General features: G+C 47.5%; 21 protein-coding genes. All 21 read left to right on the forward strand.

Annotated elements, in window-relative coordinates; translation table 11 throughout:
* Window positions 1-96 precede the first annotated feature (96 nt).
* The 21 genes from AC4PM4_RS10955 to AC4PM4_RS11055 all read left to right on the forward strand — a co-directional run bounded on the left by AC4PM4_RS10955 (window position 97) and on the right by AC4PM4_RS11055 (window position 21,986).
* Window positions 97-1,560 (forward strand): catalase, encoded by a 1,464-nt coding sequence (locus AC4PM4_RS10955; RefSeq protein ID WP_063567223.1) that lies wholly within the window; start codon window positions 97-99, stop codon window positions 1,558-1,560.
* Between the two features lie 247 nt (window positions 1,561-1,807).
* Window positions 1,808-2,224 carry a BlaI/MecI/CopY family transcriptional regulator gene (locus AC4PM4_RS10960; RefSeq protein ID WP_063567224.1) on the forward strand — a complete coding sequence of 139 codons (417 nt, stop codon included), beginning with the start codon at window positions 1,808-1,810 and terminating at the stop codon, window positions 2,222-2,224.
* Window position 2,225: 1 nt separating this feature from the next.
* The gene (locus AC4PM4_RS10965; protein ID WP_063567225.1) at window positions 2,226-3,086 is read left to right on the forward strand and encodes a M56 family metallopeptidase; all 861 of its coding nucleotides are present in this window, start codon (window positions 2,226-2,228) and stop codon (window positions 3,084-3,086) included.
* A 40-nt stretch (window positions 3,087-3,126) separates the two neighbouring features.
* Window positions 3,127-3,537 carry a DoxX family protein gene (locus tag AC4PM4_RS10970; protein WP_491613601.1) on the forward strand — a complete coding sequence of 137 codons (411 nt, stop codon included), beginning with the start codon at window positions 3,127-3,129 and terminating at the stop codon, window positions 3,535-3,537.
* Window positions 3,538-3,762: 225 nt separating this feature from the next.
* The gene (locus AC4PM4_RS10975) at window positions 3,763-4,464 is read left to right on the forward strand and encodes a pirin family protein (protein ID WP_063567227.1); all 702 of its coding nucleotides are present in this window, start codon (window positions 3,763-3,765) and stop codon (window positions 4,462-4,464) included.
* Between the two features lie 48 nt (window positions 4,465-4,512).
* Window positions 4,513-4,848, forward strand: coding sequence for a hypothetical protein (locus AC4PM4_RS10980; RefSeq protein WP_491613602.1), 336 nt, complete (start codon window positions 4,513-4,515; stop codon window positions 4,846-4,848).
* A gap of 241 nt (window positions 4,849-5,089) precedes the next feature.
* Entirely contained in the window at window positions 5,090-6,043 is a 954-nt protein-coding gene (locus AC4PM4_RS10985) for an ABC transporter permease (RefSeq protein WP_063567229.1), read from the forward strand.
* Window positions 6,040-7,008 (forward strand): iron chelate uptake ABC transporter family permease subunit, encoded by a 969-nt coding sequence (locus AC4PM4_RS10990; RefSeq protein ID WP_269453530.1) that lies wholly within the window; start codon window positions 6,040-6,042, stop codon window positions 7,006-7,008. Before AC4PM4_RS10985 ends, AC4PM4_RS10990 begins: the two co-directional genes overlap by 4 nt.
* Window positions 7,002-7,760, forward strand: a complete 759-nt coding sequence (locus tag AC4PM4_RS10995) for an iron ABC transporter ATP-binding protein (RefSeq protein WP_053782775.1) — start codon at window positions 7,002-7,004, stop codon at window positions 7,758-7,760. The genes AC4PM4_RS10990 and AC4PM4_RS10995 overlap by 7 nt, the downstream gene beginning before the upstream one ends.
* Window positions 7,761-7,801: 41 nt before the next feature.
* A complete protein-coding gene (locus AC4PM4_RS11000) occupies window positions 7,802-8,788 on the forward strand; it encodes a siderophore ABC transporter substrate-binding protein (protein ID WP_079695556.1) in 987 nt (328 codons plus the stop codon).
* A 304-nt stretch (window positions 8,789-9,092) separates the two neighbouring features.
* Window positions 9,093-10,553, forward strand: coding sequence for a spore germination protein (locus AC4PM4_RS11005; protein ID WP_240321539.1), 1,461 nt, complete (start codon window positions 9,093-9,095; stop codon window positions 10,551-10,553).
* A gap of 4 nt (window positions 10,554-10,557) precedes the next feature.
* Entirely contained in the window at window positions 10,558-11,757 is a 1,200-nt protein-coding gene (locus AC4PM4_RS11010) for a Ger(x)C family spore germination protein (protein WP_176854491.1), read from the forward strand.
* On the forward strand, window positions 11,750-11,971 hold the full coding sequence (locus AC4PM4_RS11015; protein ID WP_063567234.1) for a hypothetical protein: 222 nt from the start codon (window positions 11,750-11,752) through the stop codon (window positions 11,969-11,971). Before AC4PM4_RS11010 ends, AC4PM4_RS11015 begins: the two co-directional genes overlap by 8 nt.
* Window positions 11,972-12,021: 50 nt before the next feature.
* Window positions 12,022-13,227 (forward strand): GerAB/ArcD/ProY family transporter, encoded by a 1,206-nt coding sequence (locus tag AC4PM4_RS11020; RefSeq protein ID WP_176854488.1) that lies wholly within the window; start codon window positions 12,022-12,024, stop codon window positions 13,225-13,227.
* Window positions 13,228-13,356: 129 nt separating this feature from the next.
* Entirely contained in the window at window positions 13,357-14,193 is an 837-nt protein-coding gene (locus AC4PM4_RS11025) for a uroporphyrinogen-III synthase (RefSeq protein ID WP_491613603.1), read from the forward strand.
* 274 nt (window positions 14,194-14,467) lie between these two features.
* Complete coding sequence (locus AC4PM4_RS11030; RefSeq protein ID WP_240321537.1) at window positions 14,468-15,190, forward strand: SDR family oxidoreductase; 723 nt, start codon at window positions 14,468-14,470, stop codon at window positions 15,188-15,190.
* Between the two features lie 35 nt (window positions 15,191-15,225).
* A complete protein-coding gene (locus AC4PM4_RS11035; protein WP_063567237.1) occupies window positions 15,226-15,864 on the forward strand; it encodes a ThuA domain-containing protein in 639 nt (212 codons plus the stop codon).
* Window positions 15,865-15,936: 72 nt separating this feature from the next.
* Entirely contained in the window at window positions 15,937-16,314 is a 378-nt protein-coding gene (locus tag AC4PM4_RS11040; RefSeq protein WP_053782782.1) for a phasin family protein, read from the forward strand.
* Window positions 16,315-17,985 (forward strand): ABC1 kinase family protein, encoded by a 1,671-nt coding sequence (locus tag AC4PM4_RS11045; protein ID WP_063567238.1) that lies wholly within the window; start codon window positions 16,315-16,317, stop codon window positions 17,983-17,985.
* A 547-nt stretch (window positions 17,986-18,532) separates the two neighbouring features.
* Window positions 18,533-19,999, forward strand: coding sequence for a SulP family inorganic anion transporter (locus tag AC4PM4_RS11050; protein WP_491613604.1), 1,467 nt, complete (start codon window positions 18,533-18,535; stop codon window positions 19,997-19,999).
* A gap of 424 nt (window positions 20,000-20,423) precedes the next feature.
* Complete coding sequence (locus AC4PM4_RS11055; RefSeq protein ID WP_079695562.1) at window positions 20,424-21,986, forward strand: DEAD/DEAH box helicase; 1,563 nt, start codon at window positions 20,424-20,426, stop codon at window positions 21,984-21,986.
* The last annotated feature ends 4 nt before the right edge of the window (window positions 21,987-21,990 follow it).

Consider the following 21,990-nt stretch of genomic DNA (forward strand, 5'->3'; position numbering starts at 1 on the left):
TAGATCAAGTCTAAATGTATATTTAAAGCGATGGCGAATATGATTTTAATAGAGTATATACAGCAGGCATGAGACCAACATGAGGAGGATAACGATATGACAGAACGCATGACAACCAATCAGGGCGCACCCGTAGGTGACAACCAAAACTCCCGTACCGCAGGAAGAAGAGGTCCCACATTACTTGAGGATTATCATCTTCTTGAGAAGATCGCACACTTTGACCGTGAACGTATTCCGGAACGGGTCGTTCATGCAAGAGGTGCTGGCGCACATGGCGTGTTTACGCTGGAGAAGAGCATGAAGGCTTATACGACAGCCGATTTCTTACAAGACCCGGGCACAGAGACGGATGTACTGGTGCGGTTCTCCACGGTAATTCACGGTACGGGTTCACCGGAGACAGCGCGTGATCCACGTGGTTTTGCCGTGAAGTTCTACACGCGTGAAGGGAACTATGATATTGTGGGTAACCATTTGCCCGTCTTTTTCATCCGTGATGCCATGAAGTTCCCGGATATGGTTCATTCCCTGAAGCCTGCGCCGGATACGAATATCCAGGACCCTGCACGCTACTGGGACTTCATGACACTGTCACCGGAGTCGACTCATATGATGACTTGGTTGTTTTCCGATCTGGGTACGCCAGCAAGTTACCGTGAAATGGATGGATTCGGCGTACACGCCTTCAAATGGATTAATGCTCAAGGGCAAGTCCATTATGTCAAATACAAGTGGGAATCGGCTCAAGGCGTGCGAGGCTTCTCACGTCAAGAGGCAGCTGAGGTACAAGGACAGGATTTCAACCATGCCACCCGGGATTTACACGATCATATCAAAAACGGTCAATACCCGCAGTGGAAGCTGCAGGTACAGTTGTTGAAGCCGGAGCAGATGGATGATTTCGCCTTCGATCCGCTTGACCCAACCAAGACTTGGCCGGAAGATGTACTACCGTTCCAGACGATCGGAACCATGACATTGAACCGTAATCCACAAAACTTCTTCGCAGAAGTGGAGCAAGCAGCCTTTTCACCAAGCGCTTTGGTGCCTGGAATTGAGCCTTCCGAAGATAAATTGCTGCAAGGTCGTCTGTTCTCTTATCCGGATACACAGCGCCACCGGCTCGGACCGAACTATTTGCAGATTCCGGTGAACTGCCCTTATGCTCCAGTTCGCAATCATCAGCGTGATGGATTGATGAATGTGAGTCAGGACCCGTCCCCGGTAAATTATGAACCGAACAGCTCGGGCAACAGCCCGGAAGAAGCACCGGAATACCGTGACAGCCAGGTTCCGTTAGAGGGTCATGTTACGCGCGAGAAAATTGAGAAGACCGATAACTATACGCAGTCAGGGGAGTTGTTCCGTTCATTCACGGCGGTGGAGCAGCAACATTTGCTCGATAACCTGATCAATGACCTGAAGGCAGTACCGGAACAGACCCAGCTTCGTGCTTTATGCCATTTCTTCCAGGCAGATGGACAGCTCGGTGGTCGTTTGGCTCATGGACTTGGTGTGGATATCTCCGCATTTATGCCCTCACAGGATCGCAATTAAATAAAGCACTGATTTCATCATTATTTCAGAAATGAATAATCGATTTATGAATTAGACCGGGCAGGACTGCAGAATAGCAGACCTGCCCGGTCTTTAGGCTTTTTTCAGCTATAAACCGAACTTGTGCATCAAAATGATGTTCTGAAATGGAAAACATATTTACAAATCATTTACAATAAATAGCTGACATAGAGGTTGACTTCTCGTTTGTTGGCACTACAATGAGTAGTGTGAGGGGTGTCTGAACATGAGAATACACAATTTTAAAGTGGGTGAGCGTGGGCTGAACCGGTTTTTCGGTCCGCTGGAGGCGAAGATTATGGACATTTTATGGGCGCGTCCAGGCAGCAGCATTCGCGAAGTACAAACCGCACTAGAAAAAGATAAAGACGTTAATTTCAATACAGTCATGACGGTGATGAATCGCCTCGTGGACAAGGAGCTGCTCCACAAGTCGCAGAAGGGCCGAACGTCACTGTACCATCCGGTACAGAGCAGGGAGGAGTTTATGAACGACCAATCCAAGGAATTGTCACATGAGTTGGTGGATGAATTCGGGGCACTTGCTGTGAATCACATGCTGGATGCGCTGGATGAAGCAGATGCAGGGTTGATTGAGCGGCTGGAGCAGAAGATTAAGCAATGGAAAAAGGATAGCGATTGACATGTGGAAGGCCCGCTCGAAGCTGTTGTTTACTGTCGGGTTTGGCATTCCGTTATTCGTGTTCATGCAGATGTTCATGTACGCGATGTACAAAATATTTGGCTGGGACATTCCGTTTAATCTGCTCTGGCTATGTAATCACTGGATGAGCAGGCTGGGTTGGTTGTCCATGGGGCATGTTCTTATGGCACTGGTGCTCCTGACGTTTGCCGGTACAGGCTGGCTGCTGTTCGATCGCATGATCAAGACAAGTGCAGCGGTACGGAAGCTTCGGTCGTTGGAAGACGGGGCCATGTCTCGTAAACTTGAGGCGCGGTACCGTCAACTGAAACAACCTCGATTCATTGTGGTGGACAAGCCGTCACCGGTTGCATTTACGATTGGTCTGTGGAAACCCTGTATTGTGCTTTCCACAGGGCTGCTCACGATGCTGGATGCTGAAGAAGAAAGAGCAGTTGTGTATCATGAGGTGCATCATCTGTGGCATCGTGATCCACTCAAGACGACATTGCTTTCGGTATTTGCCGTCATGATGCCTTATATTCCGGTGTTGAAGCATACTTCAAAACATTACAATATCATTCGAGAAATTCTGGCTGACAATGAAGCGATTGAACGTACGGGGAACGCCGCGGGCATTGGCAGTGCATTGCTCAAACTGATCCGGGCTTGCCCTGAACCTTGGAGGATTAGAGAGACAGCTATTCAATCGTCTTTTGCCGATACTTCGGTGAATGTACGTATTTCCCGTCTATTAGACCCGGAACAGGATGTTACGCTGACGCTTCCCCGCTATGCGGTATTCATTTCTGCCACAGTGATCCTGCTGCTGTCTGTCTTGTTTGTTTGGTCAATTGGTTGAAATTTAACGTTGAACTTAAACTCCAAGGAGGAAGATGAATATGAATAGAAGTGTGGAGATTGGGTTATTTTTCTCAAGGATCATGATTGGTCTCATCTTTGTATTACATGGTTGGAGCAAATTCGAAGGTGGAATTAGCGGTACAGTCGGTTTCTTTGAAAGTATCGGCATTCCTGGTTTTCTGGCATCGGTTGTGGCGATCATTGAATTGGTGGGTGGTGCAGCCATGATTCTGGGGTTAGGAACACGTGTATTTGCTGCATTGTTCATCATAGTTATGGGTGGGGTTCTGCTTACTGCCAAAGTGGGACAGCCGTTCATGAGTGGTACCGAGTTTGATTACCTGTTGTTGGCGGGTTCGTTGACACTACTCTTCACAGGCAGCCGTTTCCTGGCGGTGGATCATTTCTTCTCTAGACAAGGGAACGCTCGGCAGAATGTGAGTGCATAACGGGTTTATCACCATCCAGTAGGGATGGACTAACAAGTTTATTCAAGCAGGTATATCCTGTATAGAAGCCTTTTCTCGCTAGTTCGGAATACGCGTAATTATACGTGTAAACCATTCGAACCGGGAAAAGGCTTTTTGTTTTGGACGACAAGCCCATCGATTTGGTAAAATGAGAATAAGTATGCTACTAAGAAAAAATAAGAGAACATTTAGGAGGATGTCTTTATGATTAACGTCATTCCATCCGATTCCCGTTCCAGCTTCGACCGGGGCTGGCTGCGCGGCAATCACAGCTTTTCCTTTGGTGAATACCAGGACCCGGAGAATACTGCGTTTGGACCCATGCGGGTAGCTAACGATGATGTAATTGCCCCGGGTCGTGGTTTCGGGGCACACCCGCATAGTGATATGGAGATTGTGTCCATCGTTCTGAACGGGAAGTTGCGTCATGAAGATAACCTGGGCAATGTGGCTGTTACATCATTTGGTGGAATTCAGCGCATGTCAGCAGGCAGTGGTATGATCCATACCGAACACAATGCCTCCGATTCTGAAGAAGTGCGTATATTACAGCTTTGGTTCATGCCACATACGAAAGGGCTTGAGCCGTCTTATGAGACAACTTCTTTTGATCCAGACGCACTCGCGGGAGCACTCGTACCCGTGGTATCCCCTGAAGGTGGGGCGCGTATCGCATCCATTCAACAGGATATGACCATCTATCTTGGCCGATTGGCTGCAGGTCAGACTTTAACATATGAACAGGCTGCAGATCGCCGCATGTACATTTTTGCCATTGAAGGAAAGCTTGGCTTGAACGGAGAGTATCAGCTAAATGAAGGGGATACGGCTCGTGTGGAACAGACGACATCCATGAACCTGGATGCAAGCGAGGACGCTTTCTATATGTTGATCGATCTGCCCTAGATTACCGAAATAGATTGAAACTCCAAGATCAAAGGAGGAATTACGTTTATGACGCAGCAGGAATGGTTCATGGTTAAGCATGCAGTGACAGGGCGAGAGTTAGTGAACAGCAAAACAGATTCGATGTCCTATCGCTATCAAAGAGAAGGCACTGGGTTTGTTTTTACCGTGACGGGTCTGGAACAACAGGTGGTAGATAGCATTATGGAGCTTAGACAGGAGCTCAATGTGTTTCGATTTGTACAGCGTAAAGATCAGCCCTTGGTGAAGCACTGGTATTACGTTCAGGGAGACCGGGTGCAGTATGATGGAGAAAGCCATACATTGACGATATATGCGGAATCTGAGATCCGCTATGTTCCTGAAGATTATTTTGCCGACTAACTGAATCATTAAAAAGGCCTTCCAATTGGAAGGCCTTTTTCCTTATATACAATTAAACTTGAATTATATGTGTTTCAGGTTGTTTCATGAAATTTAGAAAAAGAGAAGCAGAGGAAGGTTGACATGAAGAAATTAATATCGATATAATTACTCTAATTGATAATGAGTATCAATATCAAGTTGAACTAAGTAGAGCAGCTACAAGTGTTTTACGGCTATTGGTGAGGGGATTAGTAGAGAGATGAAGTTAGGCTATATGTTGATCGTGCTGGCTTTTTTGTCTATCGTGTACCTGTTTATTGGCAATTCAGCAATTTCGCCCATGGATATATTTCATTTGACCCCAGTCCAGCTTCAGGTGTTACAAGTCAGTCGTTTTCCCCGTCTAGTCAGCATCCTTGTCGCAGGTATCAGTATGAGTGTCATTGGACTGATCATGCAGCAGCTGACACGCAACCGATTTGTTTCTCCGACAACGGCCGGAACAATGGACTCAGCCCGATTGGGTATCCTAGTTACTTTGATGTGGTTTCCCGGTGCTTCTCCACTGCAAAAAATGTTGGTCGCTTTTGCCTTCGCACTGGCTGGAACGCTAATTTTTATGCGGATACTGGAGAAAGTCAAATTCAAGGATACGATATACATTGCTCTCCTTGGTTTGATGTTTGGCAATATTGTAAGTTCAGTCACGACCTTTTTTGCTTACAAAAACGATTTGATCCAGAACATGTCGTCCTGGCTGCAAGGTGACTTCTCCACGATTATGAAGGGACGCTATGAATTGATCTATATCAGTATTCCGTTGCTTATTATCGTATATCTGTTCGCTAATCGTTTTACACTTGCGGGCATGGGTGAAGATTTCTCAACCAACCTTGGCCTGGCTTATCGAAAAGTGGTTAATCTCGGATTGATTCTGGTTGCCATGGTTTCAGCTGTCGTCATTATTACCGTAGGTACAATCCCGTTTCTGGGTCTTGTAGTACCAAATATTGTGACGTTGTATAAGGGTGACAACTTGCGGGATACATTGCCTCATACGGCAGTGCTCGGTGCGATTTTTGTTCTGGTCTGCGATATTTTGGGTCAATTGATTATTTATCCTTATCAGCTCTCCATCAGTTTGACTGTGGGAGTTGTAGGTAGCGTGCTGTTTCTGTATTTATTGCTTCGAAGAAAGGCTTATGAATCATGAGAATGAAGTATACGGCGAATACCTGGAAGTTTGGCATTTTGATTGCAGCGGCAGTGCTGTTGATTGGTGTATTTCTGGTCATTCAATCCGGGGGTAACTGGGATTATATTCTGCCTCGCAGAGGGAAAAAGATTCTTGCCATTGTGCTCACAGGTGCCTGCATCGCGTATTCCACTGCCATTTTCCAAACGATAACCAACAACCGAATTCTTACGCCTGGCATTATGGGGCTCGACTCCCTGTATATGTTGTTTCAGACCTTTGCCGTGTTTGTGTTTGGGAGCACGCATATCAGCTTTGTGAACAAAAATCTTAACTTTGCGGTATCTGTTCTGTTAATGAGTCTGTTTGCTCTACTCCTGCATCAGTTCATGTTCCGTAGAGAACGGGGGCGCAATATCTATTTGCTGCTGCTCGTTGGCCTTATTCTGGGTACGCTGTTTCAAAGCATGTCCTCCTTTATGGAGGTGCTGATTGATCCCAATGAGTTCCTTGTGCTGCAGGGTAAGATGTTTGCGAGTTTTAACAATGTGAATACGGATTTGCTGATCATCTCAATGGTGGCCATTATTTTGATCCTGCTGTATGCACAGAGGTTTACCAAATATCTCGACGTACTATCCCTCGGCAAAGATCACGCGGTTAATCTTGGCGTGGACTATCAATACATCGTGAAAAGGTTGCTGCTGGTTGTGATGGTTCTGGTGTCGATCTCCACAGCGCTGGTCGGCCCAATCATGTTCCTGGGACTGCTGGTCGTGAATCTGGCGCATCAGATATTCCGATCACATCGTCATAAAGTGCTGATCTGGGGTTCAGTCATTATAGCCGTGGTTTCATTGGTCGGTGGACAGCTCATTGTAGAGCGAGTATTTACTTTTGCCACTACAGTAAGTGTCATTATCAATTTTGTAGGCGGTGTGTACTTCATCTATTTACTGCTAAAGGAGAATAAGTCGTGGTAGAAGTCAGAAATGTAACCAAACAATACGGCGGCGTCCGGGTAGTGGATGACGTATCACTGAATATTGCCAAAGGGAAAATCACTTCATTTATTGGTCCCAATGGTGCAGGCAAAAGCACACTGTTATCCATGATCACCAGGCTAATCAGCAAGGATACAGGACAAGTCCTGATCGAAGGGCAAGAGATTGAAGGCTGGAAGAACAAGGATCTGTCCAAAAAAATATCAGTTCTCAAACAATCCAATCACATAAATATCAGGTTGACTGTGGAGGATTTGGTTGCTTTTGGCCGTTTTCCTTATTCACAAGGAAGACTTACAGCAGAGGATCGGCAGTGGATTCAGGAAGCCATCGATTATATGGAGCTGGCTCCATTCCGCAAAAAGTATTTGGATGAGCTAAGCGGTGGACAGCGACAGCGGGCTTACATTGCCATGGTTATCGCGCAGAATACCGAGTATATTCTCCTCGATGAACCCTTGAATAATTTGGACATGAAACATTCGGTGCAGATTATGAAGGTGCTTCGCAAAATGGTGGATGAATTGGGCAAGACGATCGTTATTGTCATTCATGACATCAATTTTGCCTCCTGTTATTCAGACTATATCGTTGCACTCAAAGATGGGCGTGTCGTGCAGGAAGGTAAGACGGAGGACATCATTGATACGGATGTATTGCAGAAAGTCTATGACATGCACATCCCTGTGCAATGGATTGATGGGCGTAAGATTTGTGTGTATTTTGCTTGAAAAAGTTAAACCAATATAGAGAGAGCGAGAGGTGTCTATTTATGAAAAAGGGTTGGTTGTTTACGTTGCTTGTGGTGTTGTCGGTTGTTCTGGCAGCTTGCGGTGGAAGCAAAACAGCAGAAAATACAGGTGCCAGCAGTGGCACAGGATCAGAAGCGAATGCAGCAGCAGATCAGTCCAATGATGAAATCGTCATTAAACATAAACTTGGCGAAACAACAGTGAAGAAGAATCCGGAGAAAGTGGTTGTATTCGACTATGGTGTGCTGGATACATTGGATCAGCTTGGGGTAGAGGTTGCCGGTGTACCTCAGGAGGGAGTTCCCTCTTATCTGGAAAAGTATAACGATGCAAAGTACGCCAATGTTGGCGGTTTGAAAGAGGCTGATTTTGAGAAAGTAAATGCTTTGAAGCCTGACCTGATTATCATCTCAGGACGACTGCAAGACTCCTATGAAGAGCTTAGCAAGATTGCACCGACCATTTATATGGCGGTAGACACAGAAGATTATATGAACTCCCTGACTTCGAATGTGAAGACGCTTGGAGAGATCTTTGGTAAAGAAAAAGAAGCAGAAGAGGCACTGGCATCCATTGATACCTCTGTTAAAGCTTTAAATGATAAAGTAACGGCTGCTGGAAAGAATGCACTGGTTGTTCTGACGAACGAAGGCAAATTGAGTGCTTATGGTGCAGGTTCCCGATTTGGTATCATTCATGATGTGTTCGGTTTTACTCCGGCAGATGCAAATATTGAAGTGTCGACCCATGGACAAAGCGTTTCATTCGAATATGTTATGGAGAAAAATCCGGATTATCTGTTCGTGGTAGATCGGAGTGCAGTGGTTGCGGGCAGTGGTGAGGCAACGCCTGCCAAACAGGTGGTCGAGAATGATTTGGTCAAAAATACGAATGCTTATAAAGACGGACACATTGTTTATCTTGACCCAGATTACTGGTACTTGTCCGGCGGTGGTTTGGAATCCATTCAGGAAATGATTAAAGAAGTGGACAAGAGTATCAATTAAGTGAATGAAGATTTGATGCAAACTTTTGATGAAACCCCAAAGGTCTCTGTAATTCATACAGAGGCCTTTTTTGTTGTCTGAAATGAAGATGCCATTGGATATTTTATAAAAAGACCACATAATTCTGCGCGCTCTGGCACAAGCTACCTTGTATAAAAAAACAGGAACGGAGGGGCGGCATATGGCGGACAAAACATCAGGGAAAGATGGTTCCAAGGATTCAGAAAAGAAGAAACACATCCCCTTAGGGCTGCCGTCTCCCCCTATTCTGAAACAACCGATAGGCCTTTCACATGAAAGCCATATGTTGGCACTGGAAGACATTTTCTCGGATTGCTCGGATGTGATCTTCCGCAATGTCAAGATTTCACCTGAAGTGGAAGGACTACTGGTGTACATCGAAGGCATCGTGAATTCGACGGATATTCAGGATCATATGCTTCGGCCTCTGATTCGTGGTCTGATCGAACAACGAACCGATGAACCTGCAGCTCCTCTGGATGATACACGTATCGCCCTGACGCAGGTGAAGAAAGTGGATACCTGGGCAGACGCAGCGGATGGTGTGCTTGAATCCTCTGCACTTCTGTTGATCAACGGAAGCAAGGAGGCTTGGCTATTCAACGTCAAGGGCGGCATGCGGCGCGGTGTCGAGGAACCCCAGACCGAGTCGGTTATCCGCGGGCCACGCGAAGGCTTCACCGAAACATTGCGCGTAAACACAGCTCTGCTTCGTTTCAAGCTGAAAACACCTGGGCTTAAGATGTTAAGCATGACGATTGGAACCGAGACCAAAACCAATATAGTCCTGTCCTACATCGATGATATTGCCGATCCCAAGCTGATTAAGGATGTCAAAAAACGCCTCAACAAGATTAAGATCGATGGGATTCTTGAGTCCGGGTATATTGAGGAATTGATAGAGGATCATCCGTATTCCCCTTTTCCGCAGATGCATTATACCGAACGTCCAGATACAGTTGCAGGTAACTTGCTGGAAGGGCGATTTGCCATCTTTGTGGATGGTAGCCCGTTTGTCCTTATAGCCCCAGTAACCATGTGGCAGATGCTTCAGGCGAGTGAGGATTATTACGAACGGTTCTTTATCAGCAATCTGGTGCGGTGGATTCGGTTTTTGTTTGTAGCTATCGCGCTATTTCTGCCTGCACTCTATATCGCCATTACAACCTTCCATCAGGATATGCTGCCGACCACGTTGATTCTGAGTATTGCCGGGGCAAGGGAGGCCATTCCGTTCCCTGCACTGGTTGAAGCCCTCATTATGGAGCTATCATTCGAGGCTTTGCGAGAAGCGGGAGTCAGGTTACCCAAAACGGTAGGTCAGGCCGTCAGCATTCTGGGGGCACTCGTGATTGGACAGGCAGCGGTTCAAGCGGGAATCGTCTCTGCACCCATGGTTATTATCGTATCCATGACAGGGATTGCGTCGTTCACGATCCCTCGTTTTAACTTTGCCATTACGGTTCGTTTACTGCGTTTTCCCATTATGCTGCTTGCCGGAGCGCTTGGTTTATACGGCATTGTGTTCGGACTGGTGCTGATCTCGGTTCATCTGACGCAAATGACTTCTTTCGGTGTACCGTATTTGTCGGGCCTCAGTCCCTACAGCAAAAAGGATACCAAGGATATTGTTATTCGTGCACCATGGTGGAAAATGATCAATCGTCCTTCAACGGTTCATCGTGACCAGCAGCGGATGAATGAGAAAATCAACGGTTCACCTGAAGCTGAGGAGGGGTGGTAAGCACATGTTTTTTGTCCATAAACGGCATGTTGTCGCCATCATGCTCCTATGTACCATTTTCATATCAGGGTGCTGGGATCGGAAGGAAATTAATGATATAGCTTTTGTGATTGGTCTCGCCATCGACAAGGAAGAGGATAATTACAGAACCAGTCTGCAAATTGCCCTTCCCGGCCAATCCGGTTCCACTGGAAGTGAGGGTGGTGGTGGGGGCACAAGTGGCGATAAATCGTGGTTCATGTTATCCAATACAGCCAAAACGTTGCGCGGAACATCTATTGAAGGCCAAAAGGCACTTTCCCGTGAGCTTTATTATGCACATCGGCGTACCATGCTGATCGGAGAGGAGCTTGCACGTGAAGGCGTTGCTCCCATGCTGGACCTACTTACGCGTTACCCGCTTAACCGACTCTCTGCTCTACCGATTGTTACCAAAGGTTCTGCATACAAGGTGCTGAATACCGATGCGCCGATTGAAAAATTTCCTTCGGAAATGGTACGTGAACTGTGCTTTCTGAATATGCGCAGACCACGTTCACTCAAGACATTCACGGATGCGATTCTTTCCGAGGGGGTAGATCCATTCCTGCCTGTCGCCTCGACCGTTGACAATGTGCCGAGCAACTGGAAGGACGTCAAGACGAACATCAAGTTGGATGGACTCGCCATCTTTAAGAAGGACAAACTGATAGGCATGATTGAAAAAGCGCCTGCTGGTGCACTTATACTGGCTATGGGTGAAGCCAACGAGCCAGAAATTATGGTTAAGGCTCCTCGTGGGAAAGGTGATATTTTCATCAAGCTGAACGAAAACAACTCTACATTACATCCTCATATTGAAAATGGAAAAATATCGGTGACGATTGAACTTTATGCCAAGGGAGTCTTGGTGGACAACGAGTCGAACTACGGTGACCTGAGAGAGCAAGAGATTAAGAACCTGAATCAAGCACTTCATCAGAAAATCCAGGATGACATCAAGGAAGGGATAAGGCTGATTCAGAAAGAATATCCTGCCGATATTTTGGGTTTGGGTCGCTCGATTCACCAACATCTGCCCAAAGAATGGGACAAGGTTAAGGATCGTTGGGATGATATTTATCCAAGTGTAAAAGTTGTGGTTGAACCACATATCGTTATTGAAAATGTAGGAGTTATCAACAAACCGTTTGGATTACCTGAGGAGGATATTGTCCATGATTAAGCCGCTGCTGTTCACTTATTTGGGTATAGTCGTTGCCGTAATCATCATGGACTTCAAACATTTGAAGCAGGCAGCGGCTATTAATCGCTGGTTATCCTACGGACTGATCGCCATCAGCGCCGGGATTTGGTTCTATGTAACGAATTTGAGCAAAACAGTCTTCGTCACGACATGGCTTACCCAATTCATTCAGCGGTGGCTACCGTTACCATAAGGCTTTTTCAACGAATAAGCATGAAAGATAAGACAGAAAGGAGGTATTCCATGAATCAAAAAGTGACCAGTCGTCAGTTGGTGCTGCTCATCATGCTGCTCAGTATTACAGGTACGTTGATTCAGCCCCATGCACAAGCCATCTTTTATGCTGAACAGCACGCCTACTTATCCTATATCCCCGTGTTTCTTGTCATGGTGGCATCCCTATGGATGTTAAGCCGTGTTCAGCGACGGTTCCCCGATCAGGATCTGTTTGAATCTCTGGTGGAGCGTTTCCCCTTTTTGGGACGTGTGACAGGACTGTTGTATATCCTGTTTTTTCTCTTTATATTTGCCCGTGATATCCGCCTAATCGGTGACTATGTAAGCATTACCTTGCTGGAGACGACCCCGATTTCCATAATTTTATTGACCCTGTTGGTCATGGCTGTTTTTATCGTGAGGGGAGGGCTAGGGTCCTTAATTGGGATGTCAGAGCTGTATGTTACTTTGTTTATGCTGAATTCGTTAATTTTGCCGTTTATGCTCATTCAGCAAATAAACATGGATAATCTCATGCCGTATTTTGACATTGATGTTGCGGGTGTTGGCAAAGGAAGCTGGTACATATTTTCCTTTTTTGGAGAGATGATTGCAATTCCCTTTGTAATTAAGGGCAGTGATTTCCGATTCAAGTCGGTCATGTGGGGGATTACGATCGCAGCCCTGTTAATGATTCTGATTATCGTCGAAACTATCCTGGCAGTGGGGGTACCCATCGCATCCAGGTTGGTATATCCCTCCTATGAGCTTGCAAGACAGCTGCAAATCAGTGATTTCCTTGATCGGTTTGATCTTGCACTAGCAGCGGCAACTCTACCTACAATGATTACCAAAATTGCATTTGACCTGTACTTTGTCTGTTGGGGAATGAAACGAATGATTCCAAAAGTTTCAGGTAAAGTGATGACAGGACCCGTGGCTTTGGTTGGTTACGTGTGTAGTTTCTGGTTTTTCAAAAACGCGGTTCAGCTCTTTCGCTTTACACGAGAATGGACATGGATTGGGATTGTGTTCGAGATACTATTTCCCATCATACTCTTTGTGTTCCTTCGTCCTCGCAAAAAAGATGCGAAAAATCGCCGAGCAACGGATGACCAGAAGCAAAAGCAGCAACCAAAAGAGGATAAACAAGGGAAAGCATCACAGGAACGAGATGAGCCTGACAAAAGTAAACGTGATGGACATCAGGGTGGAGAACTACAGCCTTCCTGATATATCCCATCAAAAATCGTTATAGATGAACCGCCGAAAATAGGGGAAACTCGGTTTCCCTCCATAGAAGTACCCTGTATACTGTAGTCAGACTGATGACTTTCGGCTGAATTAACGGGGGGAACATGGATGGCTCAACATTTGGCAGGTATACGCGTAGCATTGACCGGACCACGAAAATCCAAAGAGATGTCTTTGCTGGTTGAGAAAATGGGCGGGATTCCACTAGTCCGACCTGCACAGGGAACTGTTTTTCTGGACGATCGTAATATTCGAGATGGTCTGGTATCCTGGATATCCGACCCGCCAGACTGGACGGTATTAACCACGGGTATGGGATTGGACGCTATTTTTGATATGGCTGAGGATATGGAGATTGCTGATCAATTGCTGGACGTATTATCGGAATCCTTGATTGCTGCAAGAGGGTACAAAACAGTCAATGCACTCCGGAAACGTAAACTGACCCCGCTGGTACGGGATGATGATGGCAGCACAGACGGGCTGATTCGTGAATTTGCGCCTCATGAACTTAAGGGACAGAAGGTCATGTTGCAACTGCATGGGGAAACCGCGCCCAAGTTGGTCGGTTGGCTGGAGGAACAAGGGGCGCAAGTACGTCAGGTGCTTCCTTATCGTCACGTCCCGCCCGAAGAGGGCGAACTGGAACAGTTGTTGAATGAAATTTTGCTGCATGAGGTGCATGCTGTCGCGTTTACTAGTGGGCCGCAAGTGCGGTTTTTGGTTGAATACGCGGCGTCAAAGGGCATGCTCGAATCCATGCAGGAAGCCTTCCGGCAAGGCGTAGTGCCTGCTTCGGTGGGTAGGGTTACGGCAAACGCAATGCGTGAAGAAGGTATTGAGGCGCTCGTAGTCCCAGAGGATGAGAAGATGGGGGCACTAATCGTTGAACTGGGGCGTTATTACGCTGCCCGATCTGCGGACAAGGCTCAACTGCTGCAATAATATGTGATCCCGCCTGGAGTCATATTAAGCGTTGAATGAAACGCATTTAAGATGCCAAGTTGTTCCCGGTTCTGATCCGATATATGGATCAGAACTTTTTTTGTTGCTTGTCTCTGTGATCGGTTCATTCCCTATAAGCTGAATGAATCTGATTCAAGGGAATTCACCTGAGACTTTGGTCATGAAGTTAGTTGTACCCATTCATAATTAAAGGTTTTTGGATAATAATGTGGAATGAATTAAAGACAGATTAAGCTTGTGAGGGAGGGACAGCATGATGAAAACCGTATGTGTAACCGGGGCGGCCCGGGGACTGGGGTTAGCTCTGACGGCACAAATGCTGAAGAGAGGTTATATCGTTTATGCAGCAGGGTTGGACATGGAAGAGTCAGAAGGAATTCGTCTTCTGACGGATGCCTTTCCAAAACATTTACGCGCCATCGAACTGGACATTGCGGATGATCTGTCCGTAGCTTTGTTCACGGAGACACTTAAGCTGGATACAGAGCATTTGGATATGCTTATCAATAATGCGGCTATACTAGGAAGTATTACGGATCATATCCGCGGACCGTTAAATATGGCGGAGATGGCAGAAGTATTCAACGTAAATACCTTGGGGACATTGCGTGTGACTCATGCCCTGTTGCCCCTCCTTCTTCAAGGGACAAACAAGCTGATCGTCGATATATCTTCGGAGGCAGGCAGTATTGAGCAGTGCAGCCGGGATGGATGGTTTGCCTATTGTATGTCCAAATCTGCGTTAAACATGCAGGCCCGCCTTGTGCATAATGGTCTGAAGAATGAGGGTGGGCAAGTGATGCTGATACATCCCGGCTGGGTACAGAGTTATATGAGCGGGGAATTAAATACCGATGCAGACCTTACGCCAGATCAATCGGCTCAGCATATCACAGCACTCATCGATCGCCATAAGGAGTTCATGGGCGATCAGCCCGCGTATGTAGATTACAAGGGCGATACCCTTCCTTGGTAATTCTGTTAGAGGTAATTTGAAAGGAGTTTTTATTGATGGATCATCGTAAAAAAGCGTTGTTACTTGGTGATTATACTCATCCGGACTGGCATCCGCTGCAAGGGGTGGATGCGGAAATTAGTCGGATTTTTCACGATACTATGACTGTGCAGTGCAGTGAGAATCGCAACATGCTGCTGCAAGAAAATATAACCGGATTTGATGTGTGTATCTGTTACATGGATGATTGGAAGGGGAAAGTCTCTCCACAGCAGACGGCAGGCTTATTGTCCTATGTTAGTAATGGAGGTGGACTGGTCATTATACATAACGGAATTTCGCTCCAAAATCGTTATGAGCTGAAGCAGATGATCGGTGCCAAATTCCTGCATCATCCACCTTATGCCCCACTAGAGTTCACAGTAACGGCAGAGAGCCATCCAGTGACGGAAGGCATTTCCGGATTTACGATGGAGGAAGAGCCTTATCAGTTCGAGTTCGGTTCATTTGCCGAAACGAAAATTCTGCTGGAGTATCAATCCGAAGAAGGGCCGAAGCCCGCAGCTTGGGCGCATAGATATGGTCTTGGACGCATTGTTTACTTGATGCCAGGACATCATGTACCATCTTTTGCCCATGAAACCTATCGTCAGTTAATTCTGCAGGCAGGAAAATGGGCTGCGCGCTACGTATAGCCGTACCGTTTCTTTTGTGAGCAGCTGATTAGGGGTATACTATAGAGATCAACGAAGAGGAGGATGACAAGAATGAGCGATTTGTTCAAAAAGGCAATCTCGTTAGGGCTCGGTCTTACTGTTGTAAGTAAGGAGAAAATTGAGAAAACCGTGGATGATCTGGTTAAGCGAGGGGAACTGGCGCCTGGTGAATCCAAAGCGTTGGTTGAACGCCTGATGGAACGGGGCGATGAAGAGCAGGGCCAGTTCAAAAGAATGATTCACGAACAGGTCAAGCGCGTCCTTCAGGAAGTGGGCGTTCCATCCGAAAGTGATGTAACCAGTTTGGAACAGCGTGTTGCCGTCCTTGAGAAAAAGCTTGCGGAACTGGGTCACACACCACAGCTTCAACCTGATGTATCCCCAGCTCCACTTGAAGTTCCTCCTCTCAAAGGAAACGAGATCGAGTAGATGGCTGTGCGAATCAAACATGTCGGCAGATACCGGGAAATTGCCATGGCGCTGGTGCGTCATGGCTTCGGTTATATGGTCGAGGAGCTGGGTTTGTTCCAGCTGCTGGCCATACCCCGGCGGTGGATGTCGCGTGAAGCCCACACCACCAAGACGCTGAGTGAACGCATACGACTCGTGCTGCAGGAGCTGGGGCCGGCTTTCGTTAAGCTGGGGCAACTGGCAAGCACAAGGGCAGACTTGTTGCCCGAGTCTGTGATCCGGGAATTGGTGAAGCTGCAGGATCAGGTCCCACCGTTTTCCTCGGAGACGGCACGGGGTATTTTGGAACAGGAATTGGATACACCGCTGGAGGAGATCTTTTCCCGGTTCGAGGATACCCCTGTGGCTGCGGCTAGTATTGGACAGGTGCATCTGGGTAAACTCCGAAGCGGTGAGGCCGTAGCTATTAAGATTCAGCGGCCCGGCATATCGCGTATCGTTCAGCGCGATCTAGATATTTTACGAGAATTGACAGCGATGGCGGAGAAACGCTGGGATTGGGTGAAGCAATATCAGATTCCGCAAATGGTAGAAGAGTACGCTCAGGCATTGATGGCCGAGCTGGATTATACCGTCGAGGGACGTAATACGGAAAAGATTGCACAGCAATATCAGCAGGACAGCAAAGTGAAGATACCACTGATCTATTGGGATCAAACTTCTTCTCGTGTGCTCACCATGGAGTACATCGAAGGCATCAAGCTCAATGACCGTGACGAGTTGATTAAACGTGGGCATGATCTGAATAACATTGCGCAGCGGCTGGTAGATTCGTTGTTGAATCAGATTTTCATTCATGGATTCTTTCATGCCGATCCACATCCGGGCAATCTGATGGTTCTGAAGGATGGCAGGCTTGCCTTTATTGACTTCGGCATGGTAGGAAGTCTGAGCGATGAGATGAAGCAGCACCTGGCTTCGCTCATTATCGGATTGATGCGCAAAGATACGGACAGCATGATTCGGGCGATTGAGAAGCTGGGCATGATGCCGGATGATATGGATCTGCGAGGGCTTCATAACGATCTGGACAAGCTGCGCAGCAAATACTACGATATTCCCTTCTCCAAAATCAGCGTGGGTCAAGCATTGAATGATCTGTTCGGCGTGGCGCAGCGACATCGGGTTGTGATGCCTGCCGACATTCTGCTGCTAGGGAAATCGCTACTCACGATGGAAGGTGTCATCGAACATCTCGATCCTTCCTTGAGTATCGTAGATATGGCAGAACCATTTGGTCGAAAGCTGATCAAGGAACGCTTCAATCCTGGGAGGATCAAGAACCGTCTGTTCCGCAGTGCTGCGGATATGGCCGAAAGTGTCATGGGTCTGCCAGGGCAGTTAAGGCAATTGTCTTCCATTATTAGCAAAGGTAAGCTAAGGTTGGAGATCAGTGTCCCCGAACTGGATGCGCTCATGCGCAGAATGGACCAGATCAGTAATCGGCTGTCTTTTAGTATTGTACTGCTCGCATTTTGTATCATTATGGTTGGATTGATCATCGGTTCTTCGATCAGTCACCAGTCAACCATGCTGTGGGATATTCCGGTCATTGAGATCGGTTTTCTGGTAGCCATTCTGATGGTGGCCTTCCTGCTCTATTCGATATTTAAATCGGGGAGATTTTAAGTATAGACGTAATCAAGAGAGTCGTTAAGTTTCCTGTCAGGGGAGCATTAGCGGCTTTTTTTGTTTGGGCATCGAGGGGAATATTTAAACAAGATAAACAGAGCATAACTGAGATATTTTACATATATAAGAGATAATACAAGATAATATACCAATTACGGATACATACTCTGTTCGTGTAGAAGAGACTCTGGGACTATAATAATAGGTCAGTACATTAACGGACCCGGTTTTTCTGAGAGGGGAAAACCTAGAGAACTTGTGATTGGCTCACGATGCCTCGAAAGCAAGACACCTGAATGTTGTAGTGGAAATAAGAGGTGCACACTGGAACGGATGAGACATGTTCAGACATGATATCGGATAATTTATTCGGATCATGGTCAATCCAACATGTTTTCAACTTATATAGACACATTTTTGCGGGAGGGTATTCCGCTGTTTTGTGTTGTTTGTTGTAGTTGCTCAGTGACGAACCATTCCATTGCCGTTCAGGAGATAAGTCAAATTTGAGTTTAAATACGTAGGAGGACCGGCAAAGGACGATATGAATACTTTAAAACAACAATGGTTTGGTAACATTCGCGGGGACGTGCTGGCAGGTATTACGGTAGCGCTGGCGCTTATTCCGGAAGCCATTGCCTTCTCGATCATTGCGGGTGTCGATCCGATGGTGGGATTGTATGCTTCGATTACGATTGCCATCGTGATCTCGATTGCGGGCGGAAGACCGGGCATGATCTCGGCCGCAACGGGCGCTATGGCGGTACTGATGGTGGGACTCGTCAAGGATTATGGCGTGGAATATCTGTTCGCCGCTACAATTCTGACAGGTATAATCCAGTTTATTTTGGGGATTTTCAAGGTTGGTCGGTTTATCACATTTGTGCCTCATTCGGTACTGACCGGGTTTGTGAACGCGCTGGCGATTCTGATCTTTATGGCTCAGCTGACCCATTTCACAGGTGCGAACTGGATCATGTATGCGATGGTAGCGGGTACGCTGGCGATCATTTATATTTTGCCACGGTTTTTCAAAAGTGTTCCGGCTCCACTGATTGCTATAGTGATCATGACGATCATTACGGCGCTATTAAATCTGGACGTCAAAACCGTAGGTGATATGGGGAATCTTACGAGTACCCTGCCTATGTTCCATCTGCCGAATATCGACTGGTCCCTCAATACGCTAATGATTCTGCTGCCGTATTCGTTCACGATGGCTCTGGTAGGTTTGCTGGAATCTTTGCTGACTGCAACGATTGTGGATGAAATGACCGAGACCAAGAGCAGCAAAAACCGTGAAGTACGTGGTCAGGGGATTGCCAACTTTGTTAATGGCCTTTTCGGTGGCATGGGTGGTTGCGCGATGATTGGACAGTCGGTTATTAATGTGAAGTCTGGTGGTCGAGGTCGATTATCGACATTTACGGCTGGCGCTTTTCTGGCCATATTGTTGTTATTGCTTAGTGGTGTGGTGAAAGAGGTGCCGATGGGTGCACTCGTAGGTGTGATGTTTATGGTGTGCATCGGTACGTTTGACTGGAGCTCCATCAAGAACATTGCGCGTGTGCCACGTGCGGAAGCCTTCGTTATGGTAGTCACAGTTGCCATTGTGGTGTATACCCACGATCTGTCTATCGGTGTGATGGTCGGCGTTGTGCTTAGTGTGCTTCATTTTGGTTGGAAACAGACCAAGATTCGTGTGCAGGCATATGAGGAGCAGGGGCAGAAGGTCTATCGGGTCCACGGACCGTTCTTCTTCGGTTCATCTTCCCGCTTCGTCGATGAGTTCAATGCTGAGGCTGATCCGCAGGAAATCACGATTGATTTTGGTGGCTCACATATTTGGGATAATACGGCGGTTGTTGCCATTGGTAAAGTGAAGTTCAAATATGCGAAGCTGGGCAAAACGGTGCATCTGTGCGGACTGAACGAGGAAAGCTCTCGTTTGCTTGAGAAGAGCGGATTTGCTACGGTGCAAGGGCACAGTGCTATAGTTGAATCCAAATGAGTATCATTGATAGATGATAGGTGCTGTCCTGCAAGTCATGATGGATCATGACAGGGACGGCCCTTTTTTGTTTATGTCAGCAAAATGCTTAGTTAGTTGAGGTCTATAGCGTGGCTGAAGTTCGTCACAATTTCACAGGTTTCCATGACTGCGGTATAAGGTCTGTATGATTCGTTAAGGCTTTAAACACAACGATCCGGGACATTTGTGGACAAATGCAGGAAAGTAACGCCTGATCCCCTTTTGTTTTGCTTGACTAACGTGTAAACTACAGGGTATGGAGAAGAAGAGCAACGGACCGATTGCTTTTTAAAAAATTCATTTCATAATCATGATTGATATACGGAAAACTAGTCTTGATTGAAGCCAAGTGAAAGCAATTATGAAATGGACTTATCTAAATGAATATACAGAGGTGTAACGATTGGCAAACTTTGAACAACTGGGCATTCGCCCGGAATGGTGCGAGATCCTGAAACATCAGGGCATCGCCGTGCCGACTCCGGTACAGGAGCGTTCGATTCCGGTACTGCTGGGTGGGCGTGATATTATTGCTGAGGCACAGACGGGTACAGGGAAAACACTGGCTTTTTTGCTGCCGATTATTCAGAAAATTAATGTATCCGACCGCTCGCCGCAAGCACTGATTATTGCCCCTACCCGGGAGCTGGCGCTGCAAATTACGGAAGAAGCGAAGAAGCTGACTGCAAACGACGATAAGCTGCATGTTCTCGCGGTATACGGCGGACAAGATGTGGACAAACAGCTGCGCAAGCTGCAAAACGGCACACAGATCGTGATTGGTACGCCGGGACGTCTCCTGGACCATCTGCGTCGTGGCACGTTGAAGCTGGATAATGTTAAGAAACTTGTGCTGGATGAAGCCGACCAAATGCTGCACATGGGCTTCCTGGATGATGTTGAGACCATCCTTAGTGAACTGCCACACAAACGTCAGACAATGCTGTTCTCGGCAACGATGCCGAAAGGCATTCGCAACCTGGCGAAGAACTACATGAAAGACCCGGAGGATGTGAAGGTATCCTCCAAGTCCGTGATTCCGATCAATCAGATTCGCCAGCAGGTGCTGGAGTGCACGGATCGTGGCAAACTTGAGGCACTTCGCGGCATGATTGATACGTATCGCCCGTACCTGGCAATTGTTTTCTGCCGGACCAAGCGCCGTGCATCCAAGCTGAATGAAGATCTGCGTGAAGCAGGTTATGCGAGCGATGAACTTCATGGTGATTTGTCTCAATCCAAGCGTGAGAACGTAATGAAAGCATTCCGCGACGCGAAATTGCAAATCCTCGTTGCTACGGATGTTGCGGCACGCGGACTGGATGTTGAAGGCGTAACGCATGTATTCAACTACGATATGCCGCATGATGCGGAAAGCTATATCCACCGGATCGGCCGTACGGGTCGTGCTGGCGGCACGGGTCTTGCCGTGACATTTGCAACACAGCACGACAGACCGGAGCTTGCTCGTATTGAGGAAGGCACCAATCAGAAGCTGTCCCGTATCCAGTGGACAAGTGAAGGTCCGGTAGCATCAACTGGAGCAAATAGACGTTCTATCAACAGTCAGGGTGATGAAGAACGTTCTGGCGGACGCTCCGCTGGGACAGGCAGTGCCCGTCGCGGCGCAGGTCGTACCGGCCGCAGCGAAGGCGGACGTGGCGGTCGTGGTGGTTCCCGTGGCGGCGAAGGTGGACGCAGCGGTGGTCGTAGTGGCGGCCGCAGTGGCGACGAGCGCAGCGCAGGCCGTGGTTCCGCGCGCAGCAGCAGCGACAGCAGTCGCGGTGCAGCGGGTCAAGGCGGGCGTGGTGCAGGTCGCAGCGGCGATGAGCGCAGCAGCGGCTGGGGCGGCCGTAGCGCCGACAAGCGCAGCTCCGGGCGCAGCAGTGAAGGTTCACGCCGACCGGACTCCGCAGGACGCGGGCCGGCCAAGAGCGACCGCCGCGATTCTCGTCGCGGGCGGTAATAAC

The sequence above is a fragment of the Paenibacillus sp. MDV22-iso6 genome, assembly GCF_058408365.1.

Excerpts from the sequence above, each read along its gene's own strand:
- AC4PM4_RS11050 (WP_491613604.1), top strand. The coding sequence starts at position 18,533 with ATGAATACTTTAAAACAACAATGGTTTGGTAACATTCGCGGGGACGTG.
- AC4PM4_RS10990 (WP_269453530.1), top strand. The coding sequence starts at position 6,040 with ATGAGAATGAAGTATACGGCGAATACCTGGAAGTTTGGCATTTTGATT.
- AC4PM4_RS11040 (WP_053782782.1), top strand. The coding sequence starts at position 15,937 with ATGAGCGATTTGTTCAAAAAGGCAATCTCGTTAGGGCTCGGTCTTACT.
- AC4PM4_RS11020 (WP_176854488.1), top strand. The coding sequence starts at position 12,022 with ATGAATCAAAAAGTGACCAGTCGTCAGTTGGTGCTGCTCATCATGCTG.
- AC4PM4_RS10965 (WP_063567225.1), top strand. The coding sequence starts at position 2,226 with ATGTGGAAGGCCCGCTCGAAGCTGTTGTTTACTGTCGGGTTTGGCATT.
- AC4PM4_RS10985 (WP_063567229.1), top strand. The coding sequence starts at position 5,090 with ATGAAGTTAGGCTATATGTTGATCGTGCTGGCTTTTTTGTCTATCGTG.
- AC4PM4_RS11015 (WP_063567234.1), top strand. The coding sequence starts at position 11,750 with ATGATTAAGCCGCTGCTGTTCACTTATTTGGGTATAGTCGTTGCCGTA.
- AC4PM4_RS10970 (WP_491613601.1), top strand. The coding sequence starts at position 3,127 with ATGAATAGAAGTGTGGAGATTGGGTTATTTTTCTCAAGGATCATGATT.
- AC4PM4_RS11000 (WP_079695556.1), top strand. The coding sequence starts at position 7,802 with ATGAAAAAGGGTTGGTTGTTTACGTTGCTTGTGGTGTTGTCGGTTGTT.
- AC4PM4_RS11030 (WP_240321537.1), top strand. The coding sequence starts at position 14,468 with ATGATGAAAACCGTATGTGTAACCGGGGCGGCCCGGGGACTGGGGTTA.
- AC4PM4_RS10975 (WP_063567227.1), top strand. The coding sequence starts at position 3,763 with ATGATTAACGTCATTCCATCCGATTCCCGTTCCAGCTTCGACCGGGGC.
- AC4PM4_RS11045 (WP_063567238.1), top strand. The coding sequence starts at position 16,315 with ATGGCTGTGCGAATCAAACATGTCGGCAGATACCGGGAAATTGCCATG.
- AC4PM4_RS10960 (WP_063567224.1), top strand. The coding sequence starts at position 1,808 with ATGAGAATACACAATTTTAAAGTGGGTGAGCGTGGGCTGAACCGGTTT.
- AC4PM4_RS10980 (WP_491613602.1), top strand. The coding sequence starts at position 4,513 with ATGACGCAGCAGGAATGGTTCATGGTTAAGCATGCAGTGACAGGGCGA.
- AC4PM4_RS10955 (WP_063567223.1), top strand. The coding sequence starts at position 97 with ATGACAGAACGCATGACAACCAATCAGGGCGCACCCGTAGGTGACAAC.
- AC4PM4_RS11005 (WP_240321539.1), top strand. The coding sequence starts at position 9,093 with ATGTTGGCACTGGAAGACATTTTCTCGGATTGCTCGGATGTGATCTTC.
- AC4PM4_RS11025 (WP_491613603.1), top strand. The coding sequence starts at position 13,357 with ATGGCTCAACATTTGGCAGGTATACGCGTAGCATTGACCGGACCACGA.
- AC4PM4_RS11010 (WP_176854491.1), top strand. The coding sequence starts at position 10,558 with ATGTTTTTTGTCCATAAACGGCATGTTGTCGCCATCATGCTCCTATGT.
- AC4PM4_RS11035 (WP_063567237.1), top strand. The coding sequence starts at position 15,226 with ATGGATCATCGTAAAAAAGCGTTGTTACTTGGTGATTATACTCATCCG.